Genomic DNA, 19,136 nt, shown 5'->3' on the forward strand with positions numbered 1-19,136 from the left:
GTAGCCGCCAACCTGTACTTCCCGATGGCTGACAGCTGTCACTTGTTCCGTTTTGGCCCAAAGAGAGAATTACTCCATTCCGTCACGGCGCTGAACTGCCGGCCCCCACCCCAAGCCAAGGAACCTCCATGAACATGCTGCAGCAATTCGCTTCGCACACCCCGCTCTGGGTGTGGGCGCTTCTGGTCTTCCTGATTACGCGCGGCGTTGCTGCGATGAAGCCGGGTGAGATCACGCTGGGGAGGCTGGCGGTGGTGCCTGCGCTGTTCACCGCGTGGGGCCTGTGGTCGATCAGTGCCCGCTATGGCACCTCCTGGCAGGCATGGGGGCTGTGGCTGGCCGGGATCGGCGCGGGGGCGGGCATCGGCTGGATGATGCTTCGCCGGGCGACGCTGACCGCGAACCGGGCAACCGGAAAGCTGTGGCGCAGTGCGGATTACAGCCTGCTGCCGCTGCTGCTGGTGACGTTCGCGGTGAAGTACGGGTTTGAATCCGCGCTGGCGATGTCGCCGACGCTCGCGGGGGATGTTGGTTTCCGCGCTGCCTATCTGCTGCTGTCGGGCGGTTTCACCGGGATCTTCATCGGCAAGTACCTCCGTTACGTGGCCGCGTGGCGCCAAGCAACGCCGGGCAATGACGTGCGGGTTTCAGGCTGAGGCACGCCGGGAATGACCTCGAACGTGGGTGGCGCCTCTTCGATTGCGGGGCATGCGTTGCCGTGCCGATCACCGTTATCGGCGGTCGTTTGGGAACCGACCCTACCGGCCCGGGTTCCAGGCGAGATTGAAGGTCAGCTCTAGTTGTTCGCCCGGGTTGAGGCGGTTTGGGGCTAGAGTGAAGCCGTCTGGTGGGCCGGTTTGGGGTTCTACGCAGGTGGCGTGGGGGGCGGCGTCGTAGACCACCCAGTGGTGGGTGTTGGCTCGCAGCCTCAGGCGCTGGCCGGCGTACACCAGCATTATATCGGCCTGGTTGATGAAGCAGTCGTCCCATGGGCCGGGGGATGCGCTTTCCAGTGGCAGCCTGGCTATGCCCTCCCCGTCTCGCGGGTACATGGCGTCGGGCTCGAACTGCAATTGATCCGGCTTGCGAAACCACGGGTGCCAGCCGAGTACCGCCGGCATTGGCTGGGTGCCGGCCTGCACGGCGAGGCGCAGTTCGAGACGGTGCGGCGTCAACTGTATGACCTGCGTTGCCGTGCCGCCAAAGGGCCAGTAGTCGTCCTCGGGAAGCTCGAGTGACAGCGTGGCGCTGTCCGCCGCGATGCTGTCGATCTGCCACGGCAACGCGAACCCCACGCCGTGGATGGCATGTTCGCCGAAGTTCGTTGGCAATGCGTACATCGTGCCGTCGAAATTGAACCGACCATGCCGGATACGGCCGGCCCACGGCACCATCGGGTAGCAGCCCCAAGCGATGGTGGCTGCCCCGCTCTCCTGTTCGTCGACCAGCCACTCCACGCCGTCGTAGCGGATACGAGCAACGCGCCCGCCGGCCTCAGGGGCCAGCGCCACCTCCAGCTTGCCCGCGCGCAACCAGTGCAGGCGGCCGGCAGGCAGTGGCGCCTGCGCATCGTCGATGGGCAACCGGCGCTCAGTTGCCATAGGGATCAATGGTCCGGATGCTGCCGTCCGCTTCCATGTGCAGCGGGGTGCACTTGACCGAGCGCAGGTGGGTCACCCCGCCCGACAACAGGGCGTCGTGATAGAACAGGTACCACTGTCCTTCGACTTCGCAGATGGAGTGGTGCGTGGTCCAGCCCACTACGGGCTTGAGGATCACGCCGCCATAGGTGAACGGACCGTACGGGCTGTCGCCGATGGCGTAGCAGAGCAGATGGGTGTTGCCGGTGGAGTACGACAGGTAATACCTGCCTTGGTACTTGTGCAGCCACGGCCCTTCGAAGAACCGGCGCTCGTGGTCATCGGCGCGCAAGGGGTGGCCTTGCTCGTCCAGGATGACAACTTCCTGCGTGGGCTCGGCCAGCTGGGTCATGCCCGCGTCCAGTCGGCCGACACGCGGGCCAAGCGCAGGCGCATCGCCGGTGGGTTCTTCGTGTGCCACGTCGTAGCGGTTGTCCCGGTACTTCTGCAGCTGGCCGCCCCAGATGCCACCGAAGTAAAGGTAATGCGCGCCATCGTCGTCTTCGTATACGGCCGGGTCGATGGAGTACGTGCCGGCCATCGGCTCCGGTTCGGCGGTGAACGGGCCCTCGGGGCGGTTGGCCACGGCGACGCCGATGCGGAACCTGCCCTCCCCGTCCTTGGCCGGGAAATAGAGGTAGTAGCGGCCGTCGCGGTGCGCAGCGTCCGGGGCCCACATCTGCTTTGCGGCCCATGGCACGTCGCGGACGTGCAGCGCCATGCCGCAATCGGTCGCCGCGCCGGTGGGACTGTCCATGCGCAGGACGTGGTAGTCCTCCATGCCGAAGTGCCCACCGTCATCATCGAATGGCGTGCCGGCATCGATGTCGTGCGACGGATAAATGTACAGCCGCCCTTCGAATACATGCGCCGACGGGTCGGCGGTGTAGATATGGGTCACCAGCGGCTGGGAGATGGCATGTGCCGCCAGGTGGCCCAGGTCGTTGCCCTCGCGACGCTGCTGCAGGTCCTGCTCGATGCGGGTTTCCATGCGCTTGTCGATCCTGTAGAGGAACAGCATCGCCACGGCGATCAGGAACGGAAGCGAGCAGTACACGCTCACCGTCAGCCGGATGCCGTTGACCACGCCCTCCGGCTGTTGGTCTGCGCCGGCCTGGTAGCCGTAGTACGCCAGGATGCCGGCGACCAGTGCGCCACCGATACTGAGGCCGATCTTCAGGCCGCACAGCATCGCGGAGAAGATGATGGCGGTGGCGCGGCGGTTGTTCTTCCATTCGGAGTAGTCGGCGACGTCGGCGATCATCGCCCACAGCAACGGAATGGTGATGCCGTAGAAGAAGCCGTGCAGCATGAACGACACGAACGCCACGGCCACGGCGGTGGGCGGGAAGAAGTAGAACACCAGCAGGAACACAGTGGAGACCAGCAACGCCCCACCGAACACGTCGCGCTTGCCGAGGCGGTCGGCCAGCCGGCGGGAGACCCCGATACCCAGGATCATGCAGATGATGCCGCAGGCGTTGAACAGACTGAACGCCGAGGTCGCCGGGTCCTCCGGCCAGGCGAAGCCGGACAGCCCCATGCCGTTGAGCGTGGCGTTCAATCCGCCGATGAAGCGGTTGAAGCCGGTGTTGTCGAGAAAGTCGGCGAGAGCCGGCCCGCTCATGTAGTACTGGAAGTAGTAGACGTAGGTACCGCCCTTCAGGGCCAGGTTGATGAAGACCAGGATGGTCAGGGCCAGCATCACCTGCCACGGCCGGTTGCGCACCAGGTCGGACAGGTCCTGCAGTACCCCGCCGGTCTGCTCCTTGTTCGGCACGATGCGTTCGCGCGTGGTGGCAAAGGTGATCAGGAAGAACACGGCGCCCACCACGGCGAACACGGTCATCACCCGCTCGAAGCCCAGCACACGGTCGCCGTCGCCAAGGATCAGCACCAGCGGCAACAGCAGCACCTGGATGATGAACTGCGCGATCATCACCGCCACGAAGCGGTAGGCCGAGAGGCTGTTGCGCTGGGCCATGCTGCCGGTGAGCACGCCGCTGAGCGCGGAGTACGGCAGGTTGTTGGCCGCGTACACCAGCATCAGCAGGCCGTAGGTGCCCAGGGCGTAGATGATCTTGCCCTGCGCGCCCAGCTGCGGGGTGCTGAAGGCCAGCAGCGAGAGCACGCCGAACGGCACCGCCGTCCACAGGATCCAAGGCCGGAACTTGCCCCATCGCGTTGCCGTGCGATCGGCAGCGATGCCGATAAGCGGGGTGAACACGAAGGCGCCAAGCAGGCCGATCACGAAGATGATCGTCGCCGCCGTGGCCGGCGGCAGCCGGTACACATCGGTGTAGAAGAACGCCAGGTAGGTGATGAGCGTCTGGAAGATCAGGTTCGCCGCGAGGTCGCCCAGGCTGTAGCCCAGCTTTTCCCGTACCGACAGGACGTGCTCAGTCACGGGCAGCCTCCACGGTGAAGCGGGCCTGCACGCGCGCATCGGCGCTGGAGCTGCCTACCCTGACCTCGTACGCACCCGGCGGTACGACATACGCCGCGCGGGCTTCGTTGTACTGTCGCAGGGCCTGCTTCGCATCCAGATCGAAGGCCACGGTGCGCCGTTCACCCGGCGCCAGCTGGACACGCTGGAAGCCGCGCAGCGCCTGCTGCGCATCACCCCGCGCTGCATCCACCCGCCGCACATACAGCTGCACCACTTCATCGCCTGCGCGCTTGCCGGTGTTGGCCACGTCCACCTGCACCTTGAGCTGCCCGTCCGCGGCGATGCGGGGTGCATCCAGGCGGAGTCTGCCGTAGTCGAATGTGGTGTACGACAGGCCGTGCCCGAACGGGTACAGCGGTGTGCCCCGGAAGTAGCGGTAGGTGCGGCCTTCCATGGTGTAGTCGTCGAAGGCCGGCATCGCCTGGTCTGCCTTGTAGAACGTCACCGGCAGCCGCCCGCCGGGGTTGGTTTCGCCGAACAGCGCCTGGCCCACCGCGGTGCCGCCGCGTTGCCCGGGGTACCAGCTCATCAGGATGGCAGGCAGGTTTGCCTGGGCCCAGTCCACGGCCAGTGCGGAACCGCCGGTGAGCACCATCACCACGGGCTTGCCGGTGGCGTGCAGCGCTTCGAGCAGGGCACGCTGCGGCGCGGGCAGGCGCAGGTCGGTACGGTCACCGCCGGCAAAGCCCGGGTAGTTGACCTTCATTTCCTCGCCTTCGACATCGCCGGTCAGGCCGCCGGCGAACACCACTACATCGGCATTGCGGGCGGCATCCAGGGCCTCCTCGAACGGCGGTTTGGCACCGGGCATGCGCCAGCCCAGCCGCACGCCGGCGTCGCGCTCGGCATCAAAGTACTCAAGCTTGAGGTCGTAGGCGCGGCCTGCCTGCAGGTCCAGGTCCACGCCGTCGCCGTGCAGGCGGTCGCTGGTGCCCCAGTGGTCCAGCACGCGCTTGCCGTCCACGTAGAGGCGGAAGCCGTCGTCGGCGGCGGCCTCGATGCGGTAACGGCCGGATACTGGCGGCAGCAGTTGGCCGCTCCAGCGGATGCTGAAGTTGTCATTGGGAATGCCCTGTCCCGGCGCCGCTTCACCACGGGCCAGCAGGTTGTCGGTGGGCGAGCCGCGGTCCCAACGAAAGCCGATCTGGGCATCGGTACGGACCAGCGCCGGTGTGCCGGAAAGATCGGCGGTGCGGAAGTACTCGCCGCGCAGGCCGCGTTCCGGGGAATCGGCGGTCGGACGCAGGTACGCCGCTTCGATCAGCGGGGTAGCGCTGGGATCGTCGCGCCCTTCCACCAGGTCCACGCCGCGTGCGTAGCGCACCTCCACACCCTTGGCCGCATCGCGGATGCCCTGCAGGATCGTCACCGGTGCGGCCGGGGTGCCGAAGTAGTTGCCGAGCAGCGCCATGGTGTCATCTGCAGTGGGGCCGACCACGGCGATACGCTTGAGGTTGCGTGACAGCGGCAGCACGCCATCGTTCTTCAACAGCACCAGCGACTCCTGCGCGGCTTTCAGCGCCAGCGCGTCGTGTGTGGGGGCCTGGTTCACCGAGGCCGGGATCTGTGCCCATTTCACGCGTTCTGGCGGATCGAACATGCCCAGCCGCATCCGCGCGGTGAACAGCCGGGTCACGGCATCGTCGATTTCCGCCTCGCTGATCAGGCCCTGCTTCACCGCTGCCGGCAGCGTGGCGTATTCCTGGCCGCACTCCAGCTCGGTGCCGTTCTTCACCGCCAGCGCGGCAGCGGCTTCGCGGGTGGGGACGATTTTGTGATGCTTCCAGATATCCACGATGGCCCAGCAGTCCGAGACCACGTAGCCCTTGAAACCCCAATCGCGGCGCAGCACGTCGCGCAGCAGGAAGTGGCTGGCACTGGCCGATTCGCCGTAGACCCGGTTGTAGGCGCCCATCACGGCGTCCACCTGGCCGTCCTTTACCAGCGCTTCGAACGCCGGCAGGTAGGTGTCGTACAGATCGCGCCTGCTGGGCCGGGCGTCGAAGTGGTGGCGGTCGGCCTCGGGACCGCTGTGCACGGCCAGGTGCTTGGCGGTGGCGTCCAGCTTGCGGTACACCGGGTCGTCGCCCTGCAGGCCGTGCACGAAGGCTACGCCCATGCGCGCGGTGAGGTACGGGTCCTCGCCGTAGGTTTCCTGTCCGCGGCCCCAGCGCGGGTCGCGGAAGATGTTGATGTTGGGCGACCAGAAGGTCAGCCCTTGATAACGGCCATGCGCGCCTTCGCGGATGAACTGGTGGTGCTTGGCGCGGGCTTCGTCGCTGATGGTGGTGGCCACCTGCCCCATCAACGGCACGTCGAAGGTGGCGGCCAGTCCGATGGCCTGCGGGAACACGGTGGCCTGGCCTGCCCGTGCGACGCCGTGCAGGCCTTCGTTCCACCAGTCGTACGCGGGAACGCCCAGCCGATCGATGGCGGGCGCGGCGTTCTGCATCTGGGCTGCCTTTTCTTCCAGGGTCATCTGCGCGACCAGCGCGGCGGCGCGGGTCTCGAAGCTGGCCGAGGTGTCGAGCCACGGCGGCGGTGCGGCGGCGTGGCCGACGGTGGCCAAGGTGATGGCGGCGCAGAGCGCCAGCGTGCGGAACAAGGGCCTGCGCGTCATCATTTGCTCCTCAGGGCGCGCTCGTCGCGCGCGAATGGTCCCAGCAGGGCGCCGACGAAGCCGCCTGCACGATCCGTACTCAATACCGTTCCGTCCACGTCATCGGCGAGGGTCTGCCAGCCATGCCCGTCGCCTGTGTCGAAGGCGAAGGCATAACGCCCTTCGTCTCCTTTGATCTGGAGGCGCAGCGAGGCGGCCAACTCAAGCTCGCGCGATGCCAGCGTCTTCGTTGCGCCGCCGCCATCGCGCGCCTCGAGGAAGATCGCCACGCGATCATTGCCCAGGCTGCGGACGCCGAGGAAGTACCAGTAGGCCTCGATCTGGAACGCGGCCAATCCTGCCGCGACGCCATCTGCTGGCTGCGTCATCTGGGCGCTGGCCTCGAAGCGCAGGTGCTGCTGGCGGCGGCCCAGGAACGCGGGGTTGCGTAGCGTGTCGAGGTCTTCCGGCAGCGGGTGCAACGCCAGGGAACCCGGGCGTTCGCGCAGGTCGGCCCAGTCCTGTTTGGGGACGCGTATGCGGAGCCAGTCGTTGCCGAGCGTGGCGGTGTCGAACTCGTTGCGTTCTATGAAGTTGCCGGTTGACGGTGCCTGCTTTGCTTCGCTCTGCATCCACGATGGCGCCTTGGCCGCGTACGGAATGGTCTGCGCCGCCGGCAGGATCACCGGCCAGCCGTCACGCCATTCCACCGGCAGCAGGTAGGTTTCGCGCCCGGTGTTGTAGTGGCGGACGTCATAGTTGCGGCTGGCAAGAAACACCGCCCACCAGGAACCGTCCGGGCCTTCCACCAGATCGGCATGGCCGGCGTTGGTGATCGGCAGCGGCCGGTCGCTGGGCAGGTCGCGCTGGGTGAGAATCGGGTTGCCCGCATACGGCACGTAGGGCCCCCACGCCTCGCGGCTGCGCAGGACCACCTGCGAATGTTGAGGCCCGGTGCCGCCTTCCGCGTCGGAGAGGTAGTACCAGCCATCACGTTTGTAGATGTGTGGCCCCTCGATCCAGATCGGGTTCTTGGCCGGCTCCACGCCGCCGTCGATGAGCACCTTGCGGGGGCCTACCGGCGTAAACGACGCCAGATCCAGCTGCTGCATCCAGATGGCACGGTGGCCTTCATAACGCGGCGGGCCGGGCGGCACATCGTTGTTGAGCAGGTAGACCTTGCCGTCTTCGTCGAAGAACAGTGACGGGTCGATGCCCTCGATGCCCGGCAGCCAGTGCGGGTCGGACCAGGGGCCGGCCGGATCGCGGGCGGTGGCGATGAAATTGCCGCCGCTGTCGACGGCGGTGGTAACCACGTAGAACACGCCGTCGTGGAAGGAGATGGCCGGCGCGAAGATTCCCCGTGACACGCTGAGCCCATCGAAATCCAGCTGGGATGGGCGGTCGATGACGTTGCCAATCTGTTTCCAGTGCACCAGGTCCACGCTTTCGAACACCGGGATGCCCGGGAAGTAGGTGAAGCTTGAATTGACCAGGTAGAACTTCCCGTTGGCACGGGTGATGCTCGGGTCCGCGTGAAAGCCCGCCAGGATCGGGTTGCGGTAGTGCCCGGCAGGCAGCGGGGGTGCAAACGCGGCGTCGTTGCCGGCGTACTCGAACCAGTCGAAGTAGACCGGGGGCGCGGGTGTGGCCGCCTGCGCCGGCAGCGCAGCAGACAGCAGCAGGAGCGTGGCAAGCAGCAGGCGCATCAGGGTTCCTCCGCTGGGATAAGGGACAGCTCGAACGGTCCGGCAGGTGCGCCACTGCTGTCGCGCAGCGTGCAGATGGGGCCGTCTGCCCAGCAGTAGCGGACGCTGGCCGCCGTTCCGGCCCGCAGGCTGTTCAGCACTACCGCGTTGCCATCCAGCGTGGCGTCTGCGTAGGCGCAGCGCGTCGACCCGGCGTCGCACAGCTCGAAGCCGATGGGGCCGTCCGCACCGGTTGCGACCAGCGTTCCGGCGACATCGTCAAACCCGATGCGCACCTCCACCCGCGTGCGGGATACCTTGCCTGCGGTGGGGCCGGAGGGGGCTGCTGACCGCTCGCCGTACACCACATGGCGCGCCACCCGCGCCAGACGCCGGCCCAGTTCCTGTTTGTTCGGCGGATGGATGTCGTAGGCATCCCCGATGTCGATGGCAAGCGCCAGGCCGGTATGCGGGTCCTCGGCGGCAACGCGCCGCTGCGCCTCGCGCACCTGCGCCCAGCCACTTTCAGCCGGGGCCACGGGCGGTTGGCCATAGCCGGCCAGCTGCACCACCAGTAAAGGCATGTCCGCGCCGAACTGCCCTCGCCAGTCAGCGCGCAGCGTGCGCAGCCTGTCCGCGTAGGCAGCGCCCTCGCCGGTGTTGGATTCGCCCTGGTACCAGAGCATGCCGCGCAGGCCATAGCTGCCCAGCGGCGCGATCATGCCGTTGTACAGCGTCGAAAGGCCGCTGGCGGCATGCCAGGGGGCCAGTGGGGGTGCCTGGTCGCCGGACGCTACACGGTACTGCCAGGGCGCATCAAGAACGATCCGGGTGCCATCGTCGAGATGCAGGGCATGGGCCTGCGCGGGACCGGCCAGCCCGCCGGCGCCCCAGGTGTCCAGCACGTTGACGACCACGCTGTTGGTGCCGGCCTTCAGCAGGCCGGGCGGCAGCGGATAGGATCGCGCGTCCCCGGGGGCGTTCTGGCTCCCCACCACCACGCCATTGACCCAGGTCACATCTGTTTCATCGGCAGCCGCCAGCTCAAGGCGTGCGCCCTGCGCTGCCTGTGCGGCGCTGAGCCTCAGCTCGGTGCGGTACCAGACCATGCCGTTGTACGTCGACAGCGCGGGAATGCCCCAGCGCTCCCAGGCGCCGAGCTGGGCCGGGGCCGGGCGCCATCCGCTGCGGTCAGCGTCGGGCTGCCACGGGGCATCGCCGGGTGTGGCGCCTTCGCGCTGCTCCCACCACTGCTGCCAGTGCTTGCCCCATGCTGCGTTCGCTGCCGCCGGATCGCTGGCATACAGCGCGAACACATCCAGCGCTTCCTCCATGCCACCTTGCGCGCGCAGCGCAGCGGCGCTGGTCCAGGCCTCTATCCGCGAACCGCCCCACGCCGACTGGATGAGACCCATCGGCACGTTGACGGTCTTCCGAAGTTCACGCGCGAAGAAGTAGCAGGCGGCGGAAAAGTCGCGCACGCTTTCAGGGGATGCGGGTTGCCATGACACCGGGCCGGCGAACCGCTCCTGAGGCGTCACGGCCGCGGCCTTGGGCACGGTGAAAAGGCGAATGTCCGGCTGCGTGGCGGAGGCGATTTCGCTGTCGGCGTCGAGCGCACGCCGCACTGGCAGTTCCATGTTCGATTGGCCGGAACACAACCAGACGTCGCCCATCTGCACGTCGCGCACGGTCTGGGTGAGCTGCCCTGCCCGTACGCTCATTTTGTAAGGGCCGCCGGCGGCGATCGGCTTCAAGGTGACGCGCCAGCGACCCTCTGCATCCGCCTGTGCAGTGGCAGTCTGGCGTGCGAACCTCACCGATACGGTGGTGTCCGGCGCGGCATGGCCCCAGACCGGAATCGGCTGGTCGCGCTGCAGGACGGCATGGTCCTGGAACAGCGGGTGCAGCAGCGGCGCCACGGATTCCTGCGCCATGGCCGGTGCGGCGAATAGCGCCAGAGCACTGGCCAACAGCCACCCCATCCTCGGTTTACAGCTCATCGGCCATCTCCCGGTGCAGACGGAAACTGCAGCGTCTCGTAGTACGCCAGCGGGTGTGGGGGTGCGGCTTCGCCTGCTGGCAATGGCCTGCCGCTGATCGACTGGAAGTATGCGACGCTGGCATCGCGCCACCATTGCGCTTCGCGCAGCTGGATCTTGAGGAAGGCGGCGACGTGTTCGTAACGGTGTGGATCGACCCTTCCCTGCAGGCTTGCCCACGTGGTCTGCATGGCCCGGACCTGGCGTACGCCCAGCGAATACCGCCCCACCAGCTCGTCCCATAGCGGCCGCCCGGAGGCCATGCGGTGCTCCCACGGCACGTGGTGGAACCACAACAGCAGCGACTCCGGCACCCTCTCCAGGTCGGCATAGTTCGCGGCTACTTCCGGGGCGTACTGGGCTACGGCGTTGCTGCCCGTCGCAGTGCGGTCAAAGCCAATGCCGTTGCGGTCGGCGCGGTGGTAGTACACCGACGTCCAGTCCGCGCGCGGGCCGCCGTCAACCCAGGGGCCGGGGCCATGATGGTGGCCGCGCGCCATCAGATGGTGCAGGCCCAGCGGGGTCATGTAGTTCACCGCGGCCTCGCGTGAAGCCATCATCATCCCGACGATCGGCTGCACCACCGCGGGGTCCGGCGAGAATGTCATCGCCGCCCAGTCTGCCGCGATGTCACGGGACGATTGATCCGGATTCCAGGCAAGGCGGCCGAAGGCATACCAGTTGGCCTGATCAAATTGCGAACCACTCCACGTGCGATCGGTGCCGATGTTGGCGACGCCGGCGATACCGCTCAGTGACTGCGCCACGGTGAAGGCTTTGCCGTTTGCGCGGGTGTCGGCGTGCAGCACTTCTTCAAACAGCGGCCCCAGGTACACCAGGTGCGTGGCGAAGCCGAGGTATTCCTTGGTGATCTGGAACTCCATCATCAGCGGCGTGCGCGGCATGGCCCCGAACAGCGGGTGGAACGGTTCGCGCGGTTGGAAGTCGATGGGGCCGTTCTTCACCTGCAGCACCACGTTCGGGCGGAACGCACCGTCCAGGCCGGCGAACTCGGTGTAGGCCTGGGTGGCACGGTCGGCAGGCACCTCGTGTGCATAGACGAAGGCGCGCCACATCACCACGCCGCCGTGCGATGCCAAGGCATCGGCCAGCAGGTTGGCGCCATCGGCATGGCTGCGGCCGTAGTCCTGTGGGCCTGGCTGCCCTTCGGAGTTGGCCTTGACCACGAAGCCGCCGAAATCCGGAATGTGCTGGTAGATCTCGTCGGACTTGTCGTGCCACCAACGCTGCACCGCCGGGTCGAGCGGATCGGCTGTCTTGAGTCCACCCAGTTCGATCGGGGCGCTGAAACGCGCGCTCAGGTACACGCGGATGCCGTAAGGCCGGAACACCTCGGCCAGTGCGGCGGCCTTGGCCAGGTACTGCGGCGCGAGGCTCTGAGCGTTGGCGTTGACGTTGTTGAGCACGGCGCCGTTGATGCCCAGCGAGGCATTGGCCCGTGCGTAATCGGTGTAGCGCGGGTCGCGCCATTCCGGCAGCGTCTGCCAGTCCCACAGGGAGCGGCCGGCGTAGCCGCGTTCGACATGACCGTCGAGGTTGTCCCAATGGTCAAGTACACGAAGGCGCACCTTGGGTGATTCTCTGACTTCCAAGTCATTCAACGACGTGCCCGTCTGCAGCAACCGAAGCAGATGGAACGTGCCGTACAGCACGCCGATATCGCTGCGCGCGGCCACCAGCAGTACGTCGCGCCCATCGACCCGCGTGCGCTTGAGCAGGTACCCCTCTTCCCCAAGCGACGCGACCTCATCGCGGAACGACGCGATCAATGCCGACGACCGAGGCGTGCCAAGCGCAAGCACCTGACTACCGGAGCTTGCGCTTTGGGCTCGAAGTGCGCTTCCCAAGAGTCCCGTCAGGCCACGGACCAGCTCGTCACGGGCTGCACGCTGCGTGGGCGTCTGATCTGGAGCGACAACCTCGCCCAGCTGTGCGCGATAGTCCGCAGCAACTGCCGGCTCCAGCGGGGCGTAGCGCAACCAGAGGTCGTATCCATCCTCCGCGCGCGCACCCGCGCTGCAGGCCATCAATGCCACGGCAACACCCAGCATCCAATGACACCGCACGACACGCGACTGCCCCCGCAGCGTCGGCAGCAAACCTTGTAAGCTCAGGCGGTGCGTTGGACGCCACAGCGTCACAAAGAAGAACGGGAGGGCGTATTGGACAAACCGAAGAAATCGGTCCGCCGCAAAACCAGTGGCGTGACGATCGACGAGGTGGCGGCGCTGGCCGGGGTGTCGCCGATGACGGTGTCGCGGGCGATCAACCAGGGCAAGGTGCGCGATGACACCCGCGAACGCGTGATGCGCGCGGTGCAGGCATTGGGCTACACGCCCAACCTGGCCGCCAGTACGCTGGCCGCGGCGCAGCACACGCGCATTGCGCTGATCTACACCAATCCCAGCGGCGCCTACCTGCGCGAACTGCTGGTGGGCCTGCTGCGGGGCGCGTCCAATGCGGCCATCCAGCTGGTCATTCACTACTGGGACAACCTGGACCCCGTTGCCGAGCGCAAGGCCGCGCGCGCCCTGGCCGGCCGCGTCGACGGCGTGATCCTGCCGCCCCCGCTGTGCGAATCGCCGGTGGCCGTGACCGAGCTGGTCAAGGCCGGCATTCCGGTGGTCGCCATCGCGTCGGGGCACCTGCGCGACGATGTTTCCTGCGTGCGCATCGATGACTTCCACGCGGGCAAGGAGATGGCGGAACACCTTATCCAGCAGGGACATACCCGGATCGGCTTCATCCGAGGCCGTAACGACCTCAGCGCGAGCGCGCGACGCTACGACGGCTTCGCCACTGCCCTGCACGAGGCCGGGCTGGAGGTCGAGGCCAGCCTGGTCCAGCAGGGGGACTACACCTATCGCTCGGGCCTGGATGCCGCCGAGAAGCTGCTGTCCCAGCCCCAGCCTCCCACGGCGATCTTCGCCAGCAACGACGACATGGCGGCTGCCGCGATTTCCGTGGCGCACCGGCAGGGCCTCGAGGTGCCGCGTGACCTGTCGGTGGTGGGCTTCGATGACACCTCCGCGGCCACCACGGTATGGCCCGAGCTCACCACCCTGCATCAACCCATCGCCGCGATGGCCGATGCGGCCATCGACATCCTGCTGCGCACCATCCGCCACCGCACCGACGACAGCCGCGTGCTGACCGACCACGTGCTGCCACACCGCCTGGTGATGCGCGATTCGGTCGCGCCCCCGCCCAAGCGGTGATGGCATTGCGCGCATGGTTACGCGCCCGGGCATGCGACGGTGGCGTCCGCTTCATTCAGGGCACCCAGCGCGACGCGTGACACCGAAAGGGTCATGGCGCCGGCGGTGCCGATCGACCAGGGCCGATCCAGCTTGCCCACGTCTGCACCGGCGGCCGAGAGACACTTCAACGGCACCCCCACGCGCTTCCAGTCGCCCACCGGCAGCTTGGCCAGCGAAGGCGCAAGCGGAACGCGCGCGGTACACCCGGCGCCGCAACCGACCGACAGCCAGGCGTCACCCTTGGGCGCAGCATCAACCCGCAGCGTAGTGATCAGCATCAGGTCGCCATTGCTCTCGCGCTGCAGGTCCAACGGGACGTGCGACTGCACGGCGACGGTTGCCTCGCCCTTGCCCGACCACGCCAGGCGGCGGCCGTCTTCCTGCACAAGGTGGTCCACGCCAGTGACTTTCAGCAGGTCACCATCAAGCGATTCGGGCACCTTGGTAACGGTCACGCTCTGGCCCGTGCTGCCTTCAAGCCGCAGCGCCATGCCGGAACCTGCATCACCCCGTGCGAAGAACACACCGGCCGCGCCTTCGTTGCCAGTCACGCCCGACACTTCCGGCAGTGGCGCCAGATCGCCCTTGTCGGCGTAGGTCAGGCCGAAGCCGAACGCGAACTGCGGGTCGTAGTCCTTCTGGCCAACATTGTTGGCGTACTGGATCGCCGTGCGCGGCCAGCTGAAGCTCAGCTTGCCCTTGAAGTCGTGCTGCACGCTGCCATCGGCCTTGCGCAGCAGCACATCGGCAATGCCGCCGCCTTCCGACCCTGGCAGCCACGCCGCCACGAACGCATCGGAGGCGTTGATCTCGCGGTTCACCCACAGGGGCCGGCCGCTCAGGAACACCGCCACCACCGGGATGCCATCGGCCTTCAGCTTTTTAATCAACTGAAGGTCCGCGTCGTCGCCCGGTTTGTAGGCCAGTGTCGCCAGGTCGCCCTGGAATTCGGCATAGGGGTTCTCGCCGAACACCACCACGGCCACGTCGGGCTTTGCCGTGTATTTCCCATCCACCGCGAACATGGCTTCGCCACCCGCGGCCTTGGCCTGCTGGGCGATGCCTTCGAAGATGGTGTCCGCGTTAGGGAAGTCCTTGCGGGTGGTGCCGGTGCCCTGCCAGTTCAACGTCCAGCCGCCGGCCTGCTTGCCGACATCGTTTGCCCCATCACCGGCCACGAGGATGCGCTGCTTGGGCGCCAACGGCAGCACGCCGCCCTGGTTCTTCAACAGCACCAGCGATTCGCGCACCGCCTGGCGTGCAACCGCGCGATGTTCCGGTGCGCCGATCAATGCGAACTGGCCGCCGACCGTGCGCGACGACGGCTTGCCGGCCTCGAACAAGCCGAGCCGCAACTTCACCCGCAGGATCCGGCGCACCGCATCGTCCAGGCGGTCCTGGGTGATGGTGCCGGCCTTCGCCGCCGCCAGCGTGGTCTCGTAGAAGCCCTTCCAGCTGTCCGAGGCCATGGCCATGTCCAGGCCGGCGTTGATGGTGGCCGGGCAATCAGTGGTGGTGCAGCCCTTGACCTGCCCATGTCCGTTCCAGTCACCCACCACGAAGCCGCCGAAGTTCATGCGCCCCTTCAGCGCATCGGTCAGGTACGGCTTGTGGCCGTGCATCTTCTCGCCATTGACGCTGTTGAACGATGCCATGACGGTCTGTGCACCCGCCGCGATCGCGGTCGGATAGCCCGCGGCGTGGATGCGGACCAGCTCGGCTTCGCTGATTCTGGTATCGCCCTGGTCCTTGCCATCGGTGGTGCCGCCATCGCCAAGGAAGTGCTTGACCGAGGCGATCACGTGGCGGCCATCCAGGAAGTCGGGCGAGCCCACCTTGCCCTGCAGACCCTCAACCACGGCGCCGGCGTAGCTGGCCACGACTTCAGGGGATTCGGAATAGCCTTCGTAGGTGCGTCCCCAGCGGTCGTCCTGCGGGACCGCCACGGTGGGTGCGAACGCCCACTCCATGCCGGTGGCGCGCGTTTCCAATGCGGTGATCTCGCCGATCCGGCGCACCAGCTCCGGGTTGCGTGCTGCACCCAACCCGATGTTGTGCGGGAACAGGGTGGCGCCGACGATGTTGCTCTGGCCATGCACGGCGTCGATGCCGAACAGCACGGGAATGGCCTTGCCGCCGGTTGAGGTGTCCATGGACGCCGCGTAGAAGGCATCGGCCAAGGCCAGCCATTCGGCCGGCTTGGCGTCGTAGCGGCCGCCCGGGTCGGAGTTGCCGCCGGCAAGGATGGAGCCCAATCGATACTTGCGCACGTCATCCGGCGTGATGCTGGCAATGTCGCCCTGCACCAGCTGCCCGACTTTTTCCTCGACCGTCATGCCGGCCATCAGCTCGGTGATCCGCTTTTCCATCGCGGGGTCATCGGGCAGCGGCCAGGTCACCTGGGGCCAGGGGTTGGCGTCGGTCTTGGCCTCCGCCTGGGCCGGTGCAGCCGGCTTGTCGTCGCCCTTGCAGGCAGCGAGTGAAAGCAGCAGCGCGGCCAGCAGCAAGCCGGTGCGGCGGATAGCGGTGTGGTGGGTCATGGTGCTCATCCTTGCCGGTGGGCTCAACGCAGCAGGTACTGGTTGATCAGGTTTTCGTAACGCTCCTGCTTACCGCTGGTCTGCTTCGGCTCGCCGCCCTTCGCGCCCAGCGCTGCGAGTTCAACGAGGCTGAGCGCGCCGCGCTCGAAGTCCTTGCCGGCGCCGCTGTCGAAGCTGGCGTAACGCTCCTTGCGCCACTGTTCCCACGGCGAGTCGTTCAGCAGCCCATGAGCCACTTCCAGCCCGCGGGCAAACGCGTCCATGCCGCCGATGTGGGCAACGAACAGATCGTCCAGGTCGGTGGATTCGCGGCGCACCTTGGCGTCGAAGTTGAGGCCGCCTTCCAGGCCACCCTGGCGCAGCACCACCAGCATGGCGCCCACGGTGTCGTACAGATCGGTCGGGAACTGGTCGGTATCCCAGCCGTTCTGGGCATTGCCGCGGTTGGCGTCGATGCTGCCCAGCAGGCCGTGGTCGGAGGCGACCTGCAGGTCGTGTTCGAAGGTGTGGCCGGACAGCGTGGCGTGGTTGGCTTCGATGTTGAGCTTGAAGTCCTTCTCCAGGCCGTGTTCCTTGAGGAAGCCGGCCACGGTGGCGCTGTCGAAGTCGTACTGGTGCTTCATCGGCTCCATCGGCTTGGGCTCGATCAGGAAGTTGCCCTTCAGGCCGATGCTGCGGCCGTAGTCGCGCGCCATGGTAAGGAAGCGCGCGAAGTGATCCACCTCGCGCTTCATCTGGGTGTTTACCAGCGAGGCATAGCCTTCGCGGCCGCCCCAGAACACGTAATGTTCGCCGCCCAGTTCAACGGTGGCTTCCAGCGCCGCCTTCACCTGCACGGCGGCACGCGCTACCACGGCGAAATCCGGATTGGTCGACGCGCCATTCATGTAGCGTGGGTGCGAGAACAGGTTGGCCGTGCCCCACAGCAGCTTCATGCCGGTCGCTTCCTGGCGCGCCTTGGCCAGGCCGACCATGTGCTTGAGGTTCTTCTCGTACTCGCCCACATCGTCGGCGTCCGGCGACAGGTCGATATCGTGGAAACACCAGTACGGGACGCCCAGCTTGGTGAAGAACTCGAATGCGGCATCCACCTTCGCCTCGGCGGCGGCCATCGGCGAGCCGGCATCCCACGGGAAATGGCGGGTGCCCGGGCCGAATGGATCGTGTCCGGCGTTGCAGAAGGTGTGCCAGTAACAGACCGCGAAACGCAGGTGCTCCTGCATGGTCTTGCCGCCGACCACCTTGTTGGCGTCATAGACCTTGAACGCCAGTGGGTTGTCCGACCCGCGGCCTTCGAAGGGGATGCGGCCAATGCCGGGGAAGTATTCCTTGGCGCCAATGTAGGGCTGGGTGCTCATGGTGCAGTTCCTTTCGTTGTGCGAGGTGTCGCGTAGAGAGATCAGCCGCGCTGCAGCGGCGTGATGGCGTCGAGATAGCGCAGGAAGCGCGCATAGGCGGTGGCATAGGCAGGCGTACGCGTCGGCTCCGGACACGCCGACAGCTGCGGGTCGAGCGCTACGTGGCGCTCGGCGATATCGGCAATGCTGGCGAGATCGCCCCGCGCATGGCCCAGCGCCCACAGCGCCTGCAACGCCGCACCGAACGCTGCGCCTTCGGACTGGGTAGGCACGTCCACCGGCAGGCCGAACACATCGGCCACCAGCTGCCGCCATGCGGCGCTGTTGCTGCCGCCGCCGGTGAGCACGATGCGGTCGAACTGCATGCCGGCGCGGACGAAGGCGTCGTACCCGTATTTCAGGCTGTAGGTGGCCCCTTCCATGGCCGCGCGGTACAGGTGGGCCGGGGTCATGTTGGTGGTGTCCAGGCCCGCCAGCACCCCTTTGCCGTGTGGCAGGTCGGGCGTGCGCTCGCCATTGAGGAACGGCAGCATCACCAGCCCATCCGCCCCGGGCGAGGTCGCCCGCAGGTGCCCATCGCCGAAGCGGGTGCTGAAGTCGAACGCGTCGGCTACCTGCTCGGTCACCACGGTACAGTTCATGGTGCAGATCAACGGCAGCCAGCCGCCGGTGGACGAGCAGAACGCGGCCCACGCTCCATCGGGATCGACCACGGGTGTGTCGGAATAGGCAAACAGCGTACCCGAGGTACCCAGGCTCATCGCAAGACGACCGGGGACGACGCAGCCGGTGCCGATGGCGGCCATCATGTTGTCGCCGCCGCCGACCGCTACTTTTACCGTGGCAGGCAGGCCGAACGATTTCGCTGCTGCGGGCGAAATGTCGAACAATGCTTCCGGTGGCACGATGGGCGGCAGGCACTCGGTCAGGTCGCGGTCCGGGTCGGTCGCGCGCAGCAGGTCGGGCGACCAGGTGCGGGTGCGCACGTCCAGCCAACCGGTGCCCGAGGCATCGCCGTATTCGCAGAACCGCTCGCCGGTCAGCACGAAGTTGAGGTAGTCGTGCGGCAGCAGGATGGTGGCCAGCCGTGCGTACGCGTCCGGCCGGTGCGTCTTCGTCCACGGCAGCTTGGAGGCGGTGTAGCCGGTCAGGATCGGGTTGCCGGCCAGCGCAATGGTCTGCGCCGTGCCGCCTGCAGCTTCCATGATCTGGGTGCATTCGGCCGAGGTACTGGTGTCGCACCACAGCTTGGCGGGTGCCAGCACCTCCCCTGCTGCATCAAGCGGCACGAAACCGTGCTGCTGACCGGATACCGCCAACGCGGAAATGCGCGCGCGCACCGACGGCGTGATGGCAGCGAAGCAGGTGTGCAGTGCAGCCACCCAGTCAGCCGGTCGCTGTTCACGGCTGCCATCGGCGGCGCTGTCCAGCTCAAGCGGCGCGCTGGCGCTGACCACCACGCTGCGCTTGGCCGGGTCGTACACCAGTACTTTCAGGCTCTGCGTACCCGCATCGATTCCAGCAACCAGATCCATCCAA

11 protein-coding genes and 1 pseudogene are annotated in these 19,136 nt (G+C 67.0%); 2 read left to right on the top strand and 10 right to left on the bottom strand.

What is annotated here, in order from left to right; all coding sequences use genetic code 11:
- Positions 1-128 precede the first annotated feature (128 nt).
- Positions 129-656 (top strand): DUF6622 family protein, encoded by a 528-nt coding sequence (locus ACGFZ3_RS16895; protein WP_392923741.1) that lies wholly within the window; start codon positions 129-131, stop codon positions 654-656.
- Positions 657-758: 102 nt separating this feature from the next.
- Here the strand turns inward: ACGFZ3_RS16895 and ACGFZ3_RS16900 are convergent, their stop codons facing one another.
- The 7 genes and pseudogenes from ACGFZ3_RS16900 to ACGFZ3_RS16930 all read right to left on the bottom strand — a co-directional run bounded on the left by ACGFZ3_RS16900 (position 759) and on the right by ACGFZ3_RS16930 (position 12,490).
- Entirely contained in the window at positions 759-1,601 is an 843-nt protein-coding gene (locus ACGFZ3_RS16900) for an aldose epimerase (protein ID WP_392923744.1), read from the bottom strand.
- Positions 1,591-2,607 carry a glycoside hydrolase family 43 protein gene (locus ACGFZ3_RS16905; protein ID WP_392924250.1) on the bottom strand — a complete coding sequence of 339 codons (1,017 nt, stop codon included), beginning with the start codon at positions 2,605-2,607 and terminating at the stop codon, positions 1,591-1,593. Before ACGFZ3_RS16905 ends, ACGFZ3_RS16900 begins: the two co-directional genes overlap by 11 nt.
- Positions 2,581-4,086, bottom strand: a pseudogene (locus ACGFZ3_RS16910) (MFS transporter); the annotation flags it as partial. The gene ACGFZ3_RS16905 and the pseudogene ACGFZ3_RS16910, both read right to left, overlap by 27 nt.
- Entirely contained in the window at positions 4,040-6,712 is a 2,673-nt protein-coding gene (locus tag ACGFZ3_RS16915; protein WP_392923747.1) for a glycoside hydrolase family 3 C-terminal domain-containing protein, read from the bottom strand. The gene ACGFZ3_RS16915 and the pseudogene ACGFZ3_RS16910, both read right to left, overlap by 47 nt.
- Entirely contained in the window at positions 6,709-8,397 is a 1,689-nt protein-coding gene (locus ACGFZ3_RS16920; protein ID WP_392923750.1) for a glycoside hydrolase family 43 protein, read from the bottom strand. Before ACGFZ3_RS16920 ends, ACGFZ3_RS16915 begins: the two co-directional genes overlap by 4 nt.
- Positions 8,397-10,379 carry a sialate O-acetylesterase gene (locus ACGFZ3_RS16925; RefSeq protein ID WP_392923753.1) on the bottom strand — a complete coding sequence of 661 codons (1,983 nt, stop codon included), beginning with the start codon at positions 10,377-10,379 and terminating at the stop codon, positions 8,397-8,399. Before ACGFZ3_RS16925 ends, ACGFZ3_RS16920 begins: the two co-directional genes overlap by 1 nt.
- A complete protein-coding gene (locus tag ACGFZ3_RS16930; RefSeq protein WP_392923757.1) occupies positions 10,376-12,490 on the bottom strand; it encodes an alpha-glucuronidase family glycosyl hydrolase in 2,115 nt (704 codons plus the stop codon). The genes ACGFZ3_RS16925 and ACGFZ3_RS16930 overlap by 4 nt, the downstream gene beginning before the upstream one ends.
- A gap of 111 nt (positions 12,491-12,601) precedes the next feature.
- Here ACGFZ3_RS16930 and ACGFZ3_RS16935 point away from each other — a divergent pair, with 111 nt between their 5' ends.
- Complete coding sequence (locus tag ACGFZ3_RS16935; protein WP_392923759.1) at positions 12,602-13,657, top strand: LacI family DNA-binding transcriptional regulator; 1,056 nt, start codon at positions 12,602-12,604, stop codon at positions 13,655-13,657.
- A 17-nt stretch (positions 13,658-13,674) separates the two neighbouring features.
- On the opposite strand, the gene ACGFZ3_RS16940 is transcribed toward ACGFZ3_RS16935, so the two are convergent.
- Genes ACGFZ3_RS16940 through xylB form a run of 3 tightly spaced genes read right to left on the bottom strand, consistent with a single transcriptional unit; the run spans position 13,675 to position 19,132 of the window.
- Positions 13,675-16,248, bottom strand: a complete 2,574-nt coding sequence (locus ACGFZ3_RS16940) for an exo 1,3/1,4-beta-D-glucan glucohydrolase (RefSeq protein WP_392923762.1) — start codon at positions 16,246-16,248, stop codon at positions 13,675-13,677.
- A gap of 14 nt (positions 16,249-16,262) precedes the next feature.
- Entirely contained in the window at positions 16,263-17,597 is a 1,335-nt protein-coding gene (gene xylA, locus ACGFZ3_RS16945; protein WP_392923765.1) for a xylose isomerase, read from the bottom strand.
- Positions 17,598-17,638: 41 nt separating this feature from the next.
- Positions 17,639-19,132 carry a xylulokinase gene (gene xylB / locus ACGFZ3_RS16950; protein WP_392923768.1) on the bottom strand — a complete coding sequence of 498 codons (1,494 nt, stop codon included), beginning with the start codon at positions 19,130-19,132 and terminating at the stop codon, positions 17,639-17,641.
- Between the last annotated feature and the right edge of the window lie 4 nt (positions 19,133-19,136).

The organism is Stenotrophomonas sp. NPDC047960 (assembly GCF_043204395.1).
Lineage (GTDB): Bacteria > Pseudomonadota > Gammaproteobacteria > Xanthomonadales > Xanthomonadaceae > Stenotrophomonas.

Bases quoted from the DNA above. Each gene is read 5' to 3' on its own strand.
- ACGFZ3_RS16900 (WP_392923744.1), bottom strand. From the start codon at position 1,601: ATGGCAACTGAGCGCCGGTTGCCCATCGACGATGCGCAGGCGCCACTG.
- ACGFZ3_RS16930 (WP_392923757.1), bottom strand. From the start codon at position 12,490: ATGCTGGGTGTTGCCGTGGCATTGATGGCCTGCAGCGCGGGTGCGCGC.
- ACGFZ3_RS16940 (WP_392923762.1), bottom strand. From the start codon at position 16,248: ATGAGCACCATGACCCACCACACCGCTATCCGCCGCACCGGCTTGCTG.
- xylB (WP_392923768.1), bottom strand. From the start codon at position 19,132: ATGGATCTGGTTGCTGGAATCGATGCGGGTACGCAGAGCCTGAAAGTA.
- ACGFZ3_RS16920 (WP_392923750.1), bottom strand. From the start codon at position 8,397: ATGCGCCTGCTGCTTGCCACGCTCCTGCTGCTGTCTGCTGCGCTGCCG.
- ACGFZ3_RS16925 (WP_392923753.1), bottom strand. From the start codon at position 10,379: ATGAGCTGTAAACCGAGGATGGGGTGGCTGTTGGCCAGTGCTCTGGCG.
- xylA (WP_392923765.1), bottom strand. From the start codon at position 17,597: ATGAGCACCCAGCCCTACATTGGCGCCAAGGAATACTTCCCCGGCATT.
- ACGFZ3_RS16915 (WP_392923747.1), bottom strand. From the start codon at position 6,712: ATGATGACGCGCAGGCCCTTGTTCCGCACGCTGGCGCTCTGCGCCGCC.
- ACGFZ3_RS16895 (WP_392923741.1), top strand. From the start codon at position 129: ATGAACATGCTGCAGCAATTCGCTTCGCACACCCCGCTCTGGGTGTGG.